The organism is Bacillus massilinigeriensis (genome assembly GCF_900111815.1).
Lineage (GTDB): Bacteria > Bacillota > Bacilli > Bacillales > Cytobacillaceae > Mesobacillus_C > Mesobacillus_C mediterraneensis.
This window is the reverse complement of sequence record NZ_LT630004.1, coordinates 2,828,609-2,845,560: the sequence shown is the minus strand read 5'-3', so window position 1 is coordinate 2,845,560 and position 16,952 is coordinate 2,828,609. Positions and strand designations below refer to the sequence as shown.

Annotated in this window: 17 protein-coding genes and 5 pseudogenes; 18 read left to right on the top strand and 4 right to left on the bottom strand. The window is 38.4% G+C overall.

Annotated features, from left to right (window positions below; all coding sequences use genetic code 11):
• Positions 1-16: 16 nt before the first annotated feature.
• The 3 genes from yknW to BQ5796_RS14740 form a co-directional block, all read right to left on the bottom strand.
• Complete coding sequence (yknW, locus tag BQ5796_RS14750) at positions 17-697, bottom strand: YknW family membrane protein (RefSeq protein ID WP_071460905.1); 681 nt, start codon at positions 695-697, stop codon at positions 17-19.
• A 20-nt stretch (positions 698-717) separates the two neighbouring features.
• Positions 718-1,221 (bottom strand): stage II sporulation protein M, encoded by a 504-nt coding sequence (locus BQ5796_RS14745; RefSeq protein WP_071460904.1) that lies wholly within the window; start codon positions 1,219-1,221, stop codon positions 718-720.
• Between the two features lie 97 nt (positions 1,222-1,318).
• Positions 1,319-1,630, bottom strand: a complete 312-nt coding sequence (locus BQ5796_RS14740; RefSeq protein WP_071460903.1) for a putative cyclic bacteriocin — start codon at positions 1,628-1,630, stop codon at positions 1,319-1,321.
• A gap of 533 nt (positions 1,631-2,163) precedes the next feature.
• Here BQ5796_RS14740 and BQ5796_RS18880 point away from each other — a divergent pair.
• The 15 genes and pseudogenes from BQ5796_RS18880 to BQ5796_RS14670 form a co-directional block, all read left to right on the top strand.
• Positions 2,164-3,195, top strand: a pseudogene (locus BQ5796_RS18880) (HAMP domain-containing protein); the annotation flags it as partial.
• Positions 3,187-4,134 (top strand): methyl-accepting chemotaxis protein, encoded by a 948-nt coding sequence (locus tag BQ5796_RS18875; RefSeq protein ID WP_428839321.1) that lies wholly within the window; start codon positions 3,187-3,189, stop codon positions 4,132-4,134. The pseudogene BQ5796_RS18880 and the gene BQ5796_RS18875, both read left to right, overlap by 9 nt.
• Positions 4,135-4,326: 192 nt before the next feature.
• Positions 4,327-5,058, top strand: coding sequence for a DUF4176 domain-containing protein (locus BQ5796_RS14730; protein WP_071460901.1), 732 nt, complete (start codon positions 4,327-4,329; stop codon positions 5,056-5,058).
• The gene (locus BQ5796_RS14725) at positions 5,058-5,267 is read left to right on the top strand and encodes a hypothetical protein (protein ID WP_071460594.1); all 210 of its coding nucleotides are present in this window, start codon (positions 5,058-5,060) and stop codon (positions 5,265-5,267) included. The genes BQ5796_RS14730 and BQ5796_RS14725 overlap by 1 nt, the downstream gene beginning before the upstream one ends.
• Before the next feature lie 55 nt (positions 5,268-5,322).
• The gene (locus BQ5796_RS14720; RefSeq protein WP_071460900.1) at positions 5,323-5,631 is read left to right on the top strand and encodes a hypothetical protein; all 309 of its coding nucleotides are present in this window, start codon (positions 5,323-5,325) and stop codon (positions 5,629-5,631) included.
• 1,073 nt (positions 5,632-6,704) lie between these two features.
• Positions 6,705-7,214 carry an ankyrin repeat domain-containing protein gene (locus BQ5796_RS14710; RefSeq protein ID WP_071460899.1) on the top strand — a complete coding sequence of 170 codons (510 nt, stop codon included), beginning with the start codon at positions 6,705-6,707 and terminating at the stop codon, positions 7,212-7,214.
• Positions 7,215-7,453: 239 nt separating this feature from the next.
• A pseudogene (locus BQ5796_RS17500) lies at positions 7,454-7,593 on the top strand (HNH endonuclease); the annotation flags it as partial.
• Positions 7,590-7,920 (top strand): annotated as a pseudogene (locus tag BQ5796_RS14705) (hypothetical protein). The pseudogenes BQ5796_RS17500 and BQ5796_RS14705, both read left to right, overlap by 4 nt.
• A gap of 245 nt (positions 7,921-8,165) precedes the next feature.
• Positions 8,166-8,450: a hypothetical protein gene (locus BQ5796_RS14700; protein WP_071460898.1), complete on the top strand. Its 285-nt coding sequence runs from the start codon at positions 8,166-8,168 to the stop codon at positions 8,448-8,450.
• Positions 8,450-9,127 (top strand): DUF6431 domain-containing protein, encoded by a 678-nt coding sequence (locus tag BQ5796_RS14695; RefSeq protein ID WP_071458604.1) that lies wholly within the window; start codon positions 8,450-8,452, stop codon positions 9,125-9,127. Before BQ5796_RS14700 ends, BQ5796_RS14695 begins: the two co-directional genes overlap by 1 nt.
• Before the next feature lie 199 nt (positions 9,128-9,326).
• Positions 9,327-10,394 (top strand): DDE-type integrase/transposase/recombinase, encoded by a 1,068-nt coding sequence (locus BQ5796_RS14690; RefSeq protein ID WP_071460897.1) that lies wholly within the window; start codon positions 9,327-9,329, stop codon positions 10,392-10,394.
• Positions 10,395-11,043: 649 nt separating this feature from the next.
• A complete protein-coding gene (locus tag BQ5796_RS14685; RefSeq protein ID WP_071460622.1) occupies positions 11,044-12,423 on the top strand; it encodes a DDE-type integrase/transposase/recombinase in 1,380 nt (459 codons plus the stop codon).
• A complete protein-coding gene (locus BQ5796_RS14680) occupies positions 12,420-13,163 on the top strand; it encodes an ExeA family protein (protein ID WP_083413139.1) in 744 nt (247 codons plus the stop codon). The genes BQ5796_RS14685 and BQ5796_RS14680 overlap by 4 nt, the downstream gene beginning before the upstream one ends.
• A gap of 219 nt (positions 13,164-13,382) precedes the next feature.
• Positions 13,383-13,760, top strand: a complete 378-nt coding sequence (locus BQ5796_RS14675; RefSeq protein WP_071460896.1) for a hypothetical protein — start codon at positions 13,383-13,385, stop codon at positions 13,758-13,760.
• Between the two features lie 63 nt (positions 13,761-13,823).
• Positions 13,824-14,846 carry a hypothetical protein gene (locus tag BQ5796_RS14670; RefSeq protein ID WP_071460895.1) on the top strand — a complete coding sequence of 341 codons (1,023 nt, stop codon included), beginning with the start codon at positions 13,824-13,826 and terminating at the stop codon, positions 14,844-14,846.
• Between the two features lie 278 nt (positions 14,847-15,124).
• Here BQ5796_RS14670 and BQ5796_RS14665 read toward each other — a convergent pair.
• A pseudogene (locus BQ5796_RS14665) lies at positions 15,125-15,400 on the bottom strand (ATP-binding protein); the annotation flags it as partial.
• Here BQ5796_RS14665 and BQ5796_RS14660 point away from each other — a divergent pair.
• From BQ5796_RS14660 to BQ5796_RS14650, 3 genes and pseudogenes are all read left to right on the top strand, one after another.
• Positions 15,398-15,700 (top strand): annotated as a pseudogene (locus BQ5796_RS14660) (DUF600 domain-containing protein); the annotation flags it as partial. The pseudogenes BQ5796_RS14665 and BQ5796_RS14660 sit on opposite strands and share 3 nt — an antisense overlap.
• Before the next feature lie 380 nt (positions 15,701-16,080).
• Positions 16,081-16,617, top strand: coding sequence for a hypothetical protein (locus BQ5796_RS18510; protein WP_234969355.1), 537 nt, complete (start codon positions 16,081-16,083; stop codon positions 16,615-16,617).
• Between the two features lie 10 nt (positions 16,618-16,627).
• Complete coding sequence (locus BQ5796_RS14650; protein WP_200792888.1) at positions 16,628-16,915, top strand: imm11 family protein; 288 nt, start codon at positions 16,628-16,630, stop codon at positions 16,913-16,915.
• The last annotated feature ends 37 nt before the right edge of the window (positions 16,916-16,952 follow it).

The following is a 16,952-nucleotide window of genomic DNA, read 5'->3' as shown; positions in this document are numbered from 1 at the left end:
TTCATCCCTTTAAGTTTCAAATAGAAACATTGATTATTGCAAATGCGAGATTGAAAGATATGATGAGAGAACATAGTATCGTCGCTTTCAGTTTGCTAATTCCACCAATAATAAATAGTCCCATCCCAATTAATATAATTTGTGCAATAAAAAAGATATCTATACTGCTAAACACTTTATACAATGATGTATCTTCAGGAAAGAATATTCCTAAATTGGTAAAAGTAGTAAAAGCATCTGTTTCTATAAGAAGATTCATTATAATATTAATGAATATCCCTATCATAGGAATAATAGATACATGTACCAATAAAGAAAAAATTTGTTTGAAATTTATATCACTTTGAACAAATATCATGCCAATCTTTATAGCAATGGACATAATAAGCAAACTAAAGAGGGAATTTAGTACTCCTCCAAGCGTTGTAAAAATGGCCACAACCATCTTTATTCTTTTTTCTGATATTTCTAAGCTGGATTTTACGCTTGAGAGTATTTCGGGATCTACACTTAAAAATCCTAAAAATGAAAAAACGAATAATTGAAGGATGATAATACCAATTAACGGTTTTAAGATTTTAGGTGATTTTTTAATCAGACTAAATTGTCTTAGCGGGGACGTGATCGTTTTAACTATTGAGGGATTGCTATTTTCTGCAGAAGTCTCTTCAAGCTCATTTTGGGCTAAAGTATTCACGATTAATCATTTCCTCCTAATTATATTGACTCTATGATTGCAGCAATGAGAGTTAAAAGGGTCATAATCAAAAAAGGATTCCAAATCTTTAAGTCTTTAAATAAAACTTTTTCTTTAATAAATATCCTTCTAATAATAAAACTGGATATTTGAATGCTGATTCCAGCACTGATAAGTGTTGCCGGAATTTCAAATATACCATGCTTCATTACCATAAAAAACAAATCCTGATATTGGTCGATAATAATAGACTGCGTGAGATAAAACCCGCCTACAGTACCATTAATAAAAACAATAATAATTGTAGGAATACTAAGGATAATACCGCCAATAATTAAAAAGATATGTATACGAAAGTTATGTAAGAAGATATTAAACCAATTTCCAAGGTCATTATCGAATGATAGTTCCCCTTCATTTATATTCAATAGAAAAAAGATCACACTGCTTAATAACATTCCAATTAAATATACCGAAAAAGCAATGGTAAAACTTACTTTAAAGTTAGAAATTTTTGCGATCAATAATTACCCCTCATTAAGTAGTAAGCACCTCGAAAATTTCGAAGTGCTTACGATAAAGTATTTTACCAAGATACAAATTTTTACGCCTAATCGTTTTTTACCATGCGACAAACTTCTTAACGCCCCAGCGCTTAATTAGTGTAACTAACATACCGCGGCCAACAGCTGTCAAAGCTGCTGCAAGTGGACCAGCGATGAATGCTGATACTATTGTTACAGCGTTAGCAATGCTCGCACCGTTTAGCAAAGCGTGAGTAACACTAGTCAATGTTGCACTTGTTACTCCAGTCCAAGCAACTTTTCCATAAAGCTCTAGTACCATAGTTTGGCTAGCAATTAAAGCTACAAAAGCTCCAACCAAAGCCAAAGACCATACAAGAATATCTTTACGTTGTTGAGTTCCTGTCATGATAGTTTCCCTCCCTTCTACCTAAATTGTTAAAAAGCACTAAAAAATTAGTACAAACATTATGATAAACAGAAATTTCGATAAAATCTACCCTTTTTTTAATCTTTTCATTATTTTTAAGAAAAATATACAAATAATTTAAAAGAAAGTGCTGTTAATGTTGGTATTTTTGAAGTGAAAAAGTAAAAACACGAGTGGTGCGCTACTAGGAATATAGAATTAAGCCTCCGCTATTATGAGACAAGTCAGATGGTAACTAGGCCAAATTCCCTTAAAGGGCACTATAGTAAAATAACGTTTATGCAGAAATAGATGAAGGTTGAGGTTGTCGAAACTAGAGACAAAATTACTCCAACACGCTTAAATATTCCATTAAACTGCTAAAGATGTTCACAAAAAAAGGGGATAAAAACTGCAAAATACAACTTTCCTGCCGATAATTTACCTGGGACAATAATGGTCCACATTTTCAAGAAGGGAGAAAGTATCAACGCAACAAAGTGTCAATTTTATCGAAATTTCGGAGGTTGTGTATGAAAAGAGTTACAAAAAATTTAAAGGCTAAGCTGTTGCTGTCTTTTGCTTTTATTCTCATTGTTCCTGCAATCATTATTGGTATTCTCTCTTTTACTACTGCAAAAGACGCTTTGGAGAATGAAATTTTAGCTGGGATTAACGAGAATGTTAGACAGTTGGACGATATGGTTAATACAACGATTGAGGATAAGAAGTATGTCGTTAAATGGCTGTCAGAGAATATTGACAGTAAATCGTATTCAGGAGAGGACACTGCAAATTTAAGAAAAACATTGTCTGAATATAGCAATCTCCATCCCGAGATTGAGGGAAGCTACGTCGGCACCAATACCGGTCTTTTAATTCAAGAGCCCAATACATTGGCAATCCCGCCGGGCTATGACCCTAGAGATCGAGAATGGTATAAAGCTGCAATGGAAAGAAGAGGGGAGGTCATTATCTCCGAACCGTATCTTTCTGCTGGAACAAATGATTTGGTATTTACGATTTCTCGAGCTATCAAGGATGGTACTGGGGTAATCGCGGTCGATATTTATATGAATCCTATTCAAAAAGCTGCAAGTAAAATAAAAATTGGCGAGAGTGGCTACGCTTTTCTTTTTTCCCAGGACAAGGGAGTCATTGCCCATCCAACGAAAAAAATTGGTTCGAAAATTACAGAGAAAGAATTAGATCCTATATTTGAAGACAATTCAGGGCGGTTACGCTATTCGTATGACGGATCAGAAAAGTCATTAACTTATCGAACAAATAAACATACCGGCTGGAAAATAGGCGGGAATATTGTTCTTTCGGAAATTGATGCAGTAGCCCGTCCTATTCTTAACAAGACAATGATCGTCATTGCAACAGCCATTCTTATTGGCGGAGTGCTTGTCTTTTTCATCATCCGTTCTATCATGAAGCCGATTGTAGAGCTTAAGCAAAGTGCTGTGAAGATCAGCGAAGGCGATTTGACGAAGGATGTTCTTGTTCATTCCAAAGATGAAATTGGCATGCTGGCCGTTACTTTTAACGAGATGCAGGATAAGCTGAGGCAGCTGGTGAAAAAGGTGGATGCAAAAACGGATCATGTTGCGGCATCGGCGGAAGAGCTGACAGCGAGTGCGGAACAGACAAGCAGTTCAACGGTTCACGTTGCGGCCTCCATCCAAGAGGTTGCCGGCAGTGCGGAGAAGCAAAAGAATGGTCTTGAGCAGAATGCGCGCTCCCTCGATGAAATGAAGCAGGGAGTTATGGTCATTGCGGATAGGGCGCAGAAGGTGTCGGAACTCGCCTACCATACGACAGAGCAAGCGGAGACGGGCGGCCAAGCGGTGAACAATACGGTGAACCAGATGAATTCTATCGCGGCATCTGTGTCGGAGTCCAATGAAAGAATCCGCGCTCTTCACGAAAACTCGAAGCAAGTTAGTTCCATTCTTGAAGTCATTGCAGGCATTGCTGCACAGACGAATCTCCTGTCTTTGAATGCGGCAATCGAGGCGGCGAGAGCAGGGGAGCATGGGAAAGGCTTTGCGGTTGTGGCAGATGAAGTGCGGAAGCTTGCTGAACAATCTCAACAATCTGCGGGAAAAATCGGTGATATTATCAAGACCATCCAGCAGGACACAGAGAACACAGTGGAAATCATGAGCAAGGTGAACGAGGACGTCCAAGCTGGCGTGGAAATCTCTCATAAAGCGATTGAAAGGTTCGAGAAAATCCTTGTGAGCACAAAAGAAATCAATCCGCAAATGGACGAGATATCTTCGAGTACGCAGCGCATTCTTTCCGGTGTAGAAGAAGTCGTCATTACGGCCAACGAGCTTGCAGAAATTGCGAAGCAAAATTCAAATGCATCAGAGGAAGTTGCTGCATCTTCCGAAGAGCAGCTAGCCTCGATGGAGGAAATCACTTCCGCTGCCAACGAACTTTCAAAAATGGCGGAAGAGCTGAAAGAGTCGATTGCAACCTTTAAATACTGATTCCTATTATATGAACAAAATAGCCTAGAGAGCGCAAAAAAAGGATCCATGTTTGGGTCCTTTTTCTCATTTTTCCCAATATTACCCTGCCATGCTTGAATACTAGTCCCGTAGCTTCGTAAAATAAACTGGAATGAACTAACAATTTTTTAGGCAGACAGCTATATTTATAGGAAAAGAGTGGGGATAAAGATGAGCGAAAAGCATCAACAACAACTAAAAGCATTGGCGATGGAAAGGGTCCATAGCATTTTATACCAATCTGATAAAGAGGTGCCTTTGGAGTACTGGTCGGTGATCAAGGAGTTCACCGGCATGTTCCTTGATGATTGGATCGTTTTTGAAAATCTGCTCGAAGCGTTCCGCCAAGACATGGAAAGTCTTGAGCTGTTCAGCCAGAATGTCGATATTTTTTACCGGAGCGGTGCTGGCCTTCATTCCGTTTCCTTCCTAGGCAAAGAATTTGCGCTCGAGCGCGAACTGTTCGCGGATTATTTGGCAAGCTGCACGGAAATCATGCGGCCCTTTTTGCCTCTAGGTTCCGTAGTCGAACTCGATTCGCGCTACTTCCAGCCAGATCCGTCCATCGAGTCAGCGGTGAAGGTGGTTATCACTGCCCGCTGCATCGCCCCAGAAGGATACCATTCTTATTTTCCATACGCCGGGGTAATATACCCGCTTGGCGAAATGAAGAAGGACCGGGTAATCCATTTCACCAGCCCGCTAATCCGGAGCGTCATCCATGAAGGCTACCGAGACGAAATGGAAACATCCTTCGAACTTTTGATGAAAAAAGAAATGATCGTCGACAGAGGCTTGAAGTCCATCGAGTTCTCTCCAGAGGACATGGCGAAGCTCCAAGCGAAACAAGACGAACATTCCGATTCCGAGGAAAAAACCAAAGTGGAAGCGGGTGAGCATTGATGGCGTATTATAGTTACCATGTCTGTCAAAAGACTAGGAACAATATTATTGGACAACTGAAGGACATACGAGAGTCCATCTGGGAAAATTACAGAGAAATGGATTTTGAGAATGCCGATGCAAAGGAAGAGATGCGGGAGGTCATAGGAGAAATGGCCAATGAAATCAATGATTTGATCGGGGAAATAATGGCAGTTCATTTTAAGTGATAGAGCGAACAGGAAGTTTTTGTATAAGAAGGGAAGCAAAGGGGTGTAGGCAAAGTTGGCGGGCAAACAAATTAAATTGAATCTTAGTGAACTAGAGTCGGCATTGCGTTCGCTGGATCATGCCATTTCAGATTTCAAGAGCTATACAACCAATTTCCGCTCAGGAACACGGAGTCAGCTGAAAAGCTTTCATTCTGACTTCGTCGATGCAGTGGATGATCTGCTTGATAATATGAACGACGACAGCAGCACGAAGCTGCTCGAGCACCTAGACGCGATCCATGATGCCGGCGTCATGCTCGTCAAGCAGATGAAGGAAACAGATGAGAAAATCAGCAGTAAAATCAAGGGGGGAGCGAAATGAAGCGCGACCTGCAGATCAATTATGGCATTCTCGACAANCGAAAAAGAAGGCATTGCCTACCTGGCAGGTGCTGCAGCGCCATCATTAATCCCTGTGGCGGGGGTTGTCGGGAAACTCGGAAAGGTCGCGAAGGTCGCCGGCAAGGTTCCCGCTTCAAAAACAAAGGGCTTTTCTGGTAATATAAAAGCAAATATAGATAATCTCATCGGCGGAAACAAAGCATTTTCGGGATTCAAAAACCGTGTCTCAGGTCAAATCAGCAGTGCTGCCAGCCAGTTTACAAAAGCTGTTAAGGCTCCGTTCAGCAACAAATTTGTCCAAGGTGCTCTTTCCAGAGCCAGAAGTGAACTAGCCCAAGTCGGCCGCGCTCTGGGAGGCTTGAAAATCCCAGTCGGCATCGAAAAGCAAGTCGTCTCCACCGGCTTCAACAACATCACCACCTACGGCCTCAAAGCCAAAACCATCAACGACCAGTTTTCTCAGTTTGCGAAGGTTGTTGATAAGGTTGAGGGGAGTGGGAGAAGAAATACCGCTAATACTGTAAATGATTATCTCGATGATATAATTGTAAATGGAAATGTCAATCCGGCTAAAATGAATAGGATAAAAAATGCTATTCAAAATAATACATTTAGTGTAGATGAGCTTTCGGAGATTAGCAAAAAGATGTCTGAATTAGGTATTACTAAGGAATACGATGAAGCATTAATTAAAATCGATTTTGGTAAGTATCTCAGAGGACTAATAGGTGAGCCTCCTACTGCTATGATAAATCCTCATGCACATCATATTTTATTTAAAAAAGGGCTTGGTCAGAAACAGCAAAAACTGGTTCGAGAAGGTCAGGAAATATTAAGAAGGTATGGAATTGATCCAATAATTGGGAAAGAAAACCTTATCTGGGCACCAAATGCCGTAGTAGGACAACATAGTCTTAATGCTTTAGAGTTAGTAGTTAATCGATTAAAGGCTATTGAAGAAATGGGCGGTGACTTTGATGATATTGTTGAAGCGCTTGAAGATTTAGGAGACATAGCTAGTACAAGGTAGCAGAAATATAGGGAGGTAATATTATGGATGAAAAAAATCTCAATAAAACTATAAGAAATGCTATTAAGGTTGGTGATATTAATGAAGTAAAGCGTTTAATAGGCGATAATCCAGAATCTTTACATTCAATGACACCATTTGGTACTTGGTTACATGTTGCAGCAAAAAAAGGACATTTTGGAATAGTAGAATATCTAATCCATAAAGGAATTGATGTTAATACAAAAGGTGATATATTTGACGCTTCTCCTTTAAGAGTGGCAGCAGGAGCGGGGCATTTGGAGATAGTAAAGTATTTAATAGATAATGGTGCAGAATTAGATGTGAGCTTGGCAAAAAGAAATCCGTTATTTGGAGCAATTTATGGCGGACATAAAGAAGTAGCTGAGTTTCTAGTTGAAAAGGGAATAAATATTTCAATTAGATATACTGGAGAAAATATTAATAATATGGACGCGTATGAATATGCTAGACAATTTGGGCAAACAGAAATCGCTGAATATCTAAAACAGAAGATGGATGAAAAAGAATAAGGAAGAGTTATAGAGGGTTAGCTGTCTTACAACTCGTTCATTTAATGATAGGACTAGTAGTAAATTATTTTATATAGCTAAACAGAAAACACTTGATTGCCTGTTAGGAACAAGTGTTTTCTGTTTTTTTTATAAGACAATTAGTATTACTTATAAAGGTACTACCATACATGATGTATTGATTTAATATTGTGATATTGTAAGGAGTACGATAAACCTGCGAAAGGCTTTAAACATGGCAAATAAATGCTGGAAAACCGAGGATACAGGGATTAACTTGGCATCATCATCAGTTTCCAGGAAAGATGCAGTTGGTTATTTCAAAAGTTCATGATGTAAACCATCTAGGTGGAAATTATGGGGAGACGGTATTAGATGAGAAAAATCGAATGGCAATTTGCTGATGAACCAGTAAGTGAAGAATATGTAGGGGAAATTGGAGACTCCTTAGGTTTTAATTTTCCAAAAGATTATATAAGTTGTGTTTCAATAAATAATGGTGCAAACGTAGAACCTGATCTATTTAATGTAGAAAATAAAGAGAAAGTATTTGGTAGTTTTTTGGGAACGTGAGAATGCAGGGGAAAAGGAAATGTTAATGCGAGAAGAAGGCTTAACTAAAGAACAGGCAGAAACCCGTGCAAGAGAAAATGTATTTTACGTTGCAGAGACATTTACAGATTTCCTTTATAAATTATATGATTAACAAGTAAGGTCATTAGAATTGTATTCGGTCCAATAATAAATCTAGAGAGTTATTATTATTTAAAAGCACATGATTATCCATTTGGCAATCATGTGCTTTTTGGGGTTATAGAGTAATAGAAAGAACCATCATCCACAGTAACCCTCATATCTATGAAAGAGGATACTATCCACCAGGTGAGCCCTATAATATTTATCCATATCTAATAGACCCGTGGATAATCTCATCGGAGCAACGAGGCATTTATGGGTTTCAAAAACCGTGTCTCAGGTCAAATCAGCAGCGCCGCGAGCCAGTTTACAAAAGCCGTAAAGGCACCATTCAGCAACAAATTTGTCCAAGGTGCTCTTTCCAAAGCCAGAAGCGAACTAGCCCAAGTCAGCCGCGCCCTTGGAGGCTTGAAAATCCCAGTCGGCATCGAAAAGCAAGTCGTCTCCTGTACGCTGCCATATTCGTTGGCAGTGTTTTTTGTTGTTTTAGGAAAAAATTGTGGCGGTACAATTTTAGAAAATCATGCGACAATAGATTAATGTTAATCATTCCCTGGCGGGAGGAGGGGCAAAAAGGGCCCGAAGAGACAGCGTTCCTTCAGCCTAATTTAGCCAAAACCATGACTAGGATAAAGTATCTTGGTAGAACAATCAGAGAATATTTAAGATATTATCAGGATGTACCACCTCCTTGCGATGAGAACTGTCCTGATTGTAATAGAAAATTATATAAGCATGGCCGGTACTATCGTATGGTTATCACAGGGAAAAAGGCGAGAAGGATTCCGATCTACCGATGGTATTGTCCTGCTTGTGGAAAGACTTTTTCATTATTGCCAGATTTTCTCTTCCGCTACCAAATCCATAGTGGGCAACTTTTACAAAGAGCCTGGCTTTTGCGGTATGTAAAAGGTCGAAGCTATTCTTTTATTCAAACGTACTTCTCGCAAAATGTTTTAGGGGGAGTAAGCTACAAAACTGTTAAACGATGGGATCGGCTTTGGAAGGGCCCGCTCAAGTCTCTTGTCCAATTCCTTCTTTCTTCAACAGTTGAAATTAAGCCATTTGCATTTGAATTTCAAAAAATTAAGCACTTAACAGTGGAACAACTTCTATTATTCCTTCTCCCGTTGGCATGGGAAATTTCTCATCCTACCACCCCCTATCCTTCCTGTGGTTACTTCCAATGGATAAATCAGTTAAGAGAAAAAATATAAACCACTCCATCCTTTATTCCCCATCCCACTCTCCGCCTACTTTCTTTCCGAATCCTGTTTCTCCCCCCTTCGGGGTATAATCCTCCTAAAATATGTATTTAAAACGAACGTTCCCACAGAATTTGGGCTCTCCCTTTTCATTGGTTCCTGTTATTTAATGAAACTTGTAGAAGTTGATTAAAAAGAGGGAGAGTTTTATATGGACGAAAAGCTTAGAAATGACATTGCCTTATACCGCTTTGGTTTGATCGCTGAAATTGTCACCAGAGAGCTCCCAAAAGGAGAACAAGCACAACGGCTTCGTAGCATCGCAGAGGCTGAACATATGAATCCATATGGAGAGATGCAAAAGGTCGGCATCCGTACGCTGGAAAGGTATCTGCAGCTTTATCGCAAGGGAGGGTTTGAGGCATTGAAGCCGGTGAAACGAGGCGGATATGCACCAAGGTCTATCTCAAAAGAGATACTGGAAAAGGCCATTCAATTGAAAAAGGAACGCCCAGAGAGATCGGTCGAACAAATTATCCGCATGATGGAGTTGGCAGCCATTATGCCAAGGGGAAGCATATCCGAAAGCACCCTCTCCAAACAGTTTAGGAAAGCAGGTATAACGAAAAAACGGCTACAACAAACACCTGTAGGCAACCAGTTTCGCCGCTTTGAATTTCCGTATCGCAATGCCTGTTGGCAAGGGGATGTCCAACATACTTTGTATCTTCCGGATCCCAAGGATTCAAATAAGAAGCGAGTGGCCAAGTTGTTTGCATTCATTGACGATTATAGCCGATTCATTGTGCATGGGCAGTTTTACTTTGACGAAAAAGGTGCGCAACTGGAAGACTGCTTCTTTAAAGCCATCTTAACTAATGGAAAGCCTGAACAAATCTATGTGGATAACGGATCCATTTATCGCGCAAAGGCGTTGGAGACAACCTGCGCAAAGCTCGGGATAAAACTGTCCCACTCTACTCCAAGACGGCCACAAGGGCGCGGGAAAATTGAGCGTTTTTTCCGATTCGTAGATACGTCCTTCAAGCCTGAGGCTTATGATCTGATCGAATCAGGAAGGATTCAATCCATTGAACAATTAAATCGGTATTTCCACATTTGGAAAGAATCCATTTATCATGAAAGAACACATGGGGAAACGAAGCAAGCGCCGAAACATCGCTGGGAAGAGTGTGAGCAACCTACGGTCTCCATCTCCTTTCAGGAACTAAAGAACGCCTTCTTTTGGGAAGAAGAGCGAAAAGTGGACAAGACNTGAGGGTGATAACCAATCAATAAAAAAGAATCATTTAACAGAGCTGAGGTTCAAGAATGTATACAGAAGATGAATATTTAGCAATAATTTTAGAAATTGGAAGGTTGCTTGATAAATATGAGGATTGTCAAAGTAGTGAGGAAAGGGTAGTATTAGCGGCCGCGATTGCTTTTTGGGGTGAGTTCCTTTCTCAATAATTAGTTCTTGAAAGATGGGAGATACAGTCATGAAAGATAAAATTGATTTTACCTAGATTATTCACCGATATATATAAAATCCCACAGAAAAGCCGACTTGTTGGCTTTTCTGTGGGATTCTCTTTTTCACTTAAAAGATGAAAAAAGAATCCATTTCTGTTATGGTTATTGCGACTAAACACCAACCAACTAGAAAGGATTCTTCTAATGGCTACTTTATCGCAAANATATAAATCAGTTAAGAGAAAAAATATAAACCACTCCATCCTTTATTCCCCATTCCACTCTCCGCCTACTTTCTTTCCGAATCCTGTTTCTCCCCCCTTCGGGGTATAATTCTCCTAAAATATGTATTTAAAACGAACGTTCCCACAGAATTTGGGCTCTCCCTTTTCATTGGTTCCTGTTATTTAATGAAACTTGTAGAAGTTGATTAAAAAGAGGGAGAGTTTTATATGGACGAAAAGCTTAGAAATGACATTGCCTTATACCGCTTTGGTTTGATCGCTGAAATTGTCACCAGAGAGCTCCCAAAAGGAGAACAAGCACAACGGCTTCGTAGCATCGCAGAGGCTGAACATATGAATCCATATGGAGAGATGCAAAAGGTCGGCATCCGTACGCTGGAAAGGTATCTGCAGCTTTATCGCAAGGGAGGGTTTGAGGCATTGAAGCCGGTGAAACGAGGCGGATATGCACCAAGGTCTATCTCAAAAGAGATACTGGAAAAGGCCATTCAATTGAAAAAGGAACGCCCAGAGAGATCGGTCGAACAAATTATCCGCATGATGGAGTTGGCAGCCATTATGCCAAGGGGAAGCATATCCGAAAGCACCCTCTCCAAACAGTTTAGGAAAGCAGGTATAACGAAAAAACGGCTACAACAAACACCTGTAGGCAACCAGTTTCGCCGCTTTGAATTTCCGTATCGCAATGCCTGTTGGCAAGGGGATGTCCAACATACTTTGTATCTTCCGGATCCCAAGGATTCAAATAAGAAGCGAGTGGCCAAGTTGTTTGCATTCATTGACGATTATAGCCGATTCATTGTGCATGGGCAGTTTTACTTTGACGAAAAAGGTGCGCAACTGGAAGACTGCTTCTTTAAAGCCATCTTAACTAATGGAAAGCCTGAACAAATCTATGTGGATAACGGATCCATTTATCGCGCAAAGGCGTTGGAGACAACCTGCGCAAAGCTCGGGATAAAACTGTCCCACTCTACTCCAAGACGGCCACAAGGGCGCGGGAAAATTGAGCGTTTTTTCCGATTCGTAGATACGTCCTTCAAGCCTGAGGCTTATGATCTGATCGAATCAGGAAGGATTCAATCCATTGAACAATTAAATCGGTATTTCCACATTTGGAAAGAATCCATTTATCATGAAAGAACACATGGGGAAACGAAGCAAGCGCCGAAACATCGCTGGGAAGAGTGTGAGCAACCTACGGTCTCCATCTCCTTTCAGGAACTAAAGAACGCCTTCTTTTGGGAAGAAGAGCGAAAAGTGGACAAGACAGGCTGCATCTCTTTTCAGGGAAATAAATACGAAGTGGATTCCCGATTGGTCGGTGAAATGATTACTCTCCGTTTCGATCCTAATGACCTGGAATCAATCGAAGTATGGTTTGACGGACAACAGTTTGAAAATGCAATTCCTTTAAAACTTGCCCGTCCAAGACATGAAAAGGTAGCTTCTGAAACCTCAAATAGAGCTGAAGAAGAATCTGGCCTCAACTTTTTGGATTTAACAGAACCCGACCATGAAAAGAAACAAAAGGAAAAGCGAGGGTCATTAAGCTATCAAACTCTTATAGGGGGAAAAGAAGAATGATTGCAAAACATTTTGGATGGAAGCACACTCCATTTCAAAAGGACATTCCTACTAGACACTTATTCATGGCAAAACAATATAAAGAGCTGCAGGCACGGCTGACATTTATGATTCAGCAGCGTTCATTCGGTCTGATTACCGGGGAAGTCGGCGCTGGAAAATCAACCGCCATCAGGTCACTGAAAGAACGATTGGAAGCAAATCAGCATGTTTTTCTTTATTTATCTGACTCAGCTTTAAAACCCCGCGATTTTTATCGAGAAATGCTTCTCCAGGTAGGAATAGAACCCAAATTTCTGGCGAGTGATCTCAAACGACAATTTAAAACAGCCCTCCTAGACATCTATGAAAACAAAAAGAAAACGCCCGTCGTAGTGATTGACGAAGCGCATTTATTGTCATCATCGATGTTACAGGAAATCAGATTCCTAACAAATTTTCAAATTGATTCCCTGTCACCTTTGGCCCTTATTTTGGTTGGACAGCCCGAATTAAGGGACAAGCTCCGTCTAAGAAGCCTGGAAGCCATTTCTCAAAGGATCAATACCCGCTTCCACCTTGATGGGATGAGTTTCGAAGAAATGATAGAATACATCAAACATCAATTGGAGGTGGCAGGAGAAAGCCGCCAGGTTTTCACGGATTCANTGTTATTTGTTACATTATTTGCTGGAATAGTATTAATCGAAAATCTCCTAGATGGAAAAAGGTTAATATTAAATCCCCCCTCTTTATACTAATAATTCGAGATTACAGAGGTAAAGGAAAAAAAGGCTTCTCATGGAATATCTCCATCCACTATCTTTTTTAATTACGAAATATATTTTTAAAAATTTCAGAAAATTAGAAGGAAATCATAAATCTTGGTTGAAATATATTTAATATAATTCAAAAAATAGGAAGTTATGGGGGTTTTAGCAAAAGGGTGGAATTATAATATCAAAAGGAGTGAGTTTAGAATGTCTTTGCCTAAAAAAGTAGTTGTTTTTACTCTAATGTTAGGATTATTCCTCAGCTCTTTATCAGTAGCAAGTGCTGCCACGGTAAGAAATGGGAAAATATCTTATTATGATGGGGTAGGTAGAGTAGGATCTGATGGAAAGGTATTAACAAAGTGGGATTGTGCAGTAGGTTCTAATTACAGATATACTATTACAAAGGGAACTCCAATATATACTACTAATTTATCTAATATGAAGTCTGCTACACTTTACAAATGGGATCATGGTAACTTCTGGGATCCTATTATTTTGGATGTACAAAGAGAAACTTATGTAACTAATTTAGGTGGCAGTACTTCTGCAGGTTATATCACTAATGGGAAAATAAGTTACTGAAGATCCCCTATCTTTATGAACTTGTCATATTGATAGGGGTAATTTTTCACTTGAGGTGTACTAATGAGAATTGTTAAAATCATTTTTTCGCTATCTTGTTTTATTCTTCTGAGTGGATGTAACACTACAAATGAAGCATCTACAAATCAAATGAAATCGGATATTCTATATATTGACTTTGCTAATGAATTAAACCACAATCATTATTTATACATGTTGAAGATAAACAATAATTACAACGAAGAACAATTGTTATTAAAAAAAACATTAGAGGATTATCCCACATCAGCCTATGCAAAGAAAAGTAACAAAATATATTATACAGGTTCTATAAATAAAAAATATCAGATTTTTGAAAAAAATATCATTAATAAAAAATCCAAACAGGTAACTAAAGACTTTTATTATGTAGATCTCTTATCCTTAAATGACACCGAGAAAATTATGTATATGAGAGTCTTATTAAATCAGGGAGATCGGAGTTTTAAAACAGTAATTTATGATTTAGAAACGGCCAAATATAAAATTTTATATCCGAATAATAAAGATTCTTCTGTAGTCGCTTTTGATTATAACCCTAAAACAAAAGAGTTGTTAGTCATAACGAAATCTTTAAAAGAAGAAGCTGGAAATATAGAACTTGCAAATAAAACAAATACCCCTCCAAAACCCCCTAAGTATCATTTTTCTTTATATACTGAACAAGGAGAATATAAGAAGAGCATTTTGACCTTATCCAAATTTGTTCGAAGCGCATCTTTATCAAAGAAAGGGGATGAACTTTTAATTAACTATAAAGACGGGCTTGAACTAAACCAACCATCAAAAATGGTTAACTTTAATATAAAGAATAACAATTCAAAAGTTCTAATAGAAGAATCTCAAGATTATATTAATATCCGACAACCAATATATAGCAAAGATAATAAAGGTTTTTATTTTATAGCTGATATTAATACCGAAAAAGTACCAGAGACGGCTTCAGCAGTTTATTATTATGATTTTCAAACAAAGGAAATCAAAGAAATATGGAAAAAAGGCAATGGTCAAGCAATTAATCTATACAGAAATAAGGTTTCAGATTAGAGACGGTATTAATCAATATATCCTTTGAAACATTCAAATTTCAAGGGCTATGTAGTCTTAACTCATGATTCTTCAGATGAGAAATTACAGTGTTTTTCCCATATTTACAATTACACGATAAAAATAGCCAAACAGAGTATACAAAGGGTTTGGTAATTGTCAGTTTTTTAGCAATTATGCAGTATTTTATAATCGTTTATTTATCAACATTTTTGGCCTCTAACCTATAAATGTCAACGTAAATATGTACATTATTGCTCGTTTAAGAGTGTACAAAATTACTCGCTTTCTGTTGTAAAGTGATCCTTTAGGCGGTAAGAACTTCCCACCATTGCTACTACCGATGCATGGTGTAAAATACGGTCTAAAATCGCATTAGCCAGTTTGGCTTCCTGAAAGATCTCATCCCACGCTTTAAAATTTACATTTGTCGTAAAGATGGTACTTCGCTTCTCATACCTCTGATCAATCAGCTGAAAAAACAGCTTGGCATCCTCTTGATCAATGGGCAAATAACCAATTTCATCAATTATTAATAGTCTATACTTTGTATAAATGCTTCATGTGAAGAAGGTGTTATTTCAACCAGATTCTTCTATTTGATTAACAATAAGTATGTGAAAAGCCATAAAGTTAACGATGCATTGGAAGATGGCGATCCAAAGTATGATGTGTCTCCAGAAAGGGGATTTATGGTATTAGACATCTTAAATCAGGATATAGAGAAAATAAAAGCATTGTGCAAAGAATATGATAGAGACATGCCTACTGAAATGAAATTGATATATGATGTAATGAGTGGCAAGTTTAAAGCTGAATACAAGTATGACTTAGTGTATACTAATCACAAGTAGAAAACTGCTCGGCATATTGCAGATGAGTGGTTTGAGGAGATAAAGAATAATAACCTTTAATACTATTAATAAATTAATGATCCTAAGAGATATAAGTTGCTGGTCAAAAGATTTCCCTTTAGCAAAACCCTTTTATAAAGCCATAAAAATGCTAGTTGATCTAAGCACTTGATGCCTATTTAGGTAGCAAGTGCTTTTTTAGTAGAACACATGACAAATTAAACGAAATAGCTGTCCTTTTATAAGACTTGATAGAAAAACTAATATATCGATCCATTAGGGGCTTTAAATTAATAGGTAAATAATTCTCTGCACTTTACATTACACATTGCTTTCCATTAGCAAATATAGTTAATCTCGTCGGTGGCAACAAGGCATTTATGGGATTTAAAAACCGTGTCTCTAGCCAAGTTAGCAGTGCTGCGAGCCAGTTTACAAAAGCCGTAAAGGCACCATTCAGCAACAGGTTTGTCCAAGGTGCTCTTTCCAGAGCCAGAAGTGAACTAGCCCAAGTCGGCCGCGCCCTTGGGGGCTTGAAGATCCCAGTCGGCATCGAAAAGCAAGTCGTCTCCACAGGCTTCAACAACATCACCACCTACGGCCACAAAACCAAAACCATCAACGACCAGTTTTCTCAGTTTGCGAAGGTTGGGGATCGGGTTGAGGGTGGGGGCAAGGGTAAGACTGAAAAAGGTAAGCTACATTTGAAAAATATTGATCAGTTCATAGCAGGTAATAAGAAATTTGATGAAGTTATAGATGATTATGCTCGACATTATGTTGAAGTAATAGAGATTAAAAACTGGTCTTGGGCCAATAATATTCAAGGTGGAAACAAATTAACAAGTAATAAAAGAAAAATGATAAAACTTCGAGCTGAAGAACTAGGTCTTATACCTAAAGTACTTTCCAATTGACATTGTTGAGTTGAAAAGTGGAGATACTTTAGAAGGATATTATATTGCTAATATTCTTAAAGTGGTTGATGCACTTTGTTTAGAAGAATCAGACTACCATGAAATACAGACTAAAAGTGTTGGGACAATATATAATGTACGAAAATATGCAATTTATGAGAGTAAAGTAGAAAATAGTGATATTTTTAAATTGGGAAATAGACAGGAAATTCCTATTTTTGTTTCAGAAATATTTAAAAAAGAAATTGAAAATAATGCATTAACAGGTATGGAATTTTACGAAATTAAAGCTATCTAAATTTTCGAATAAGAATTTTTTACTAGAATATACTCGG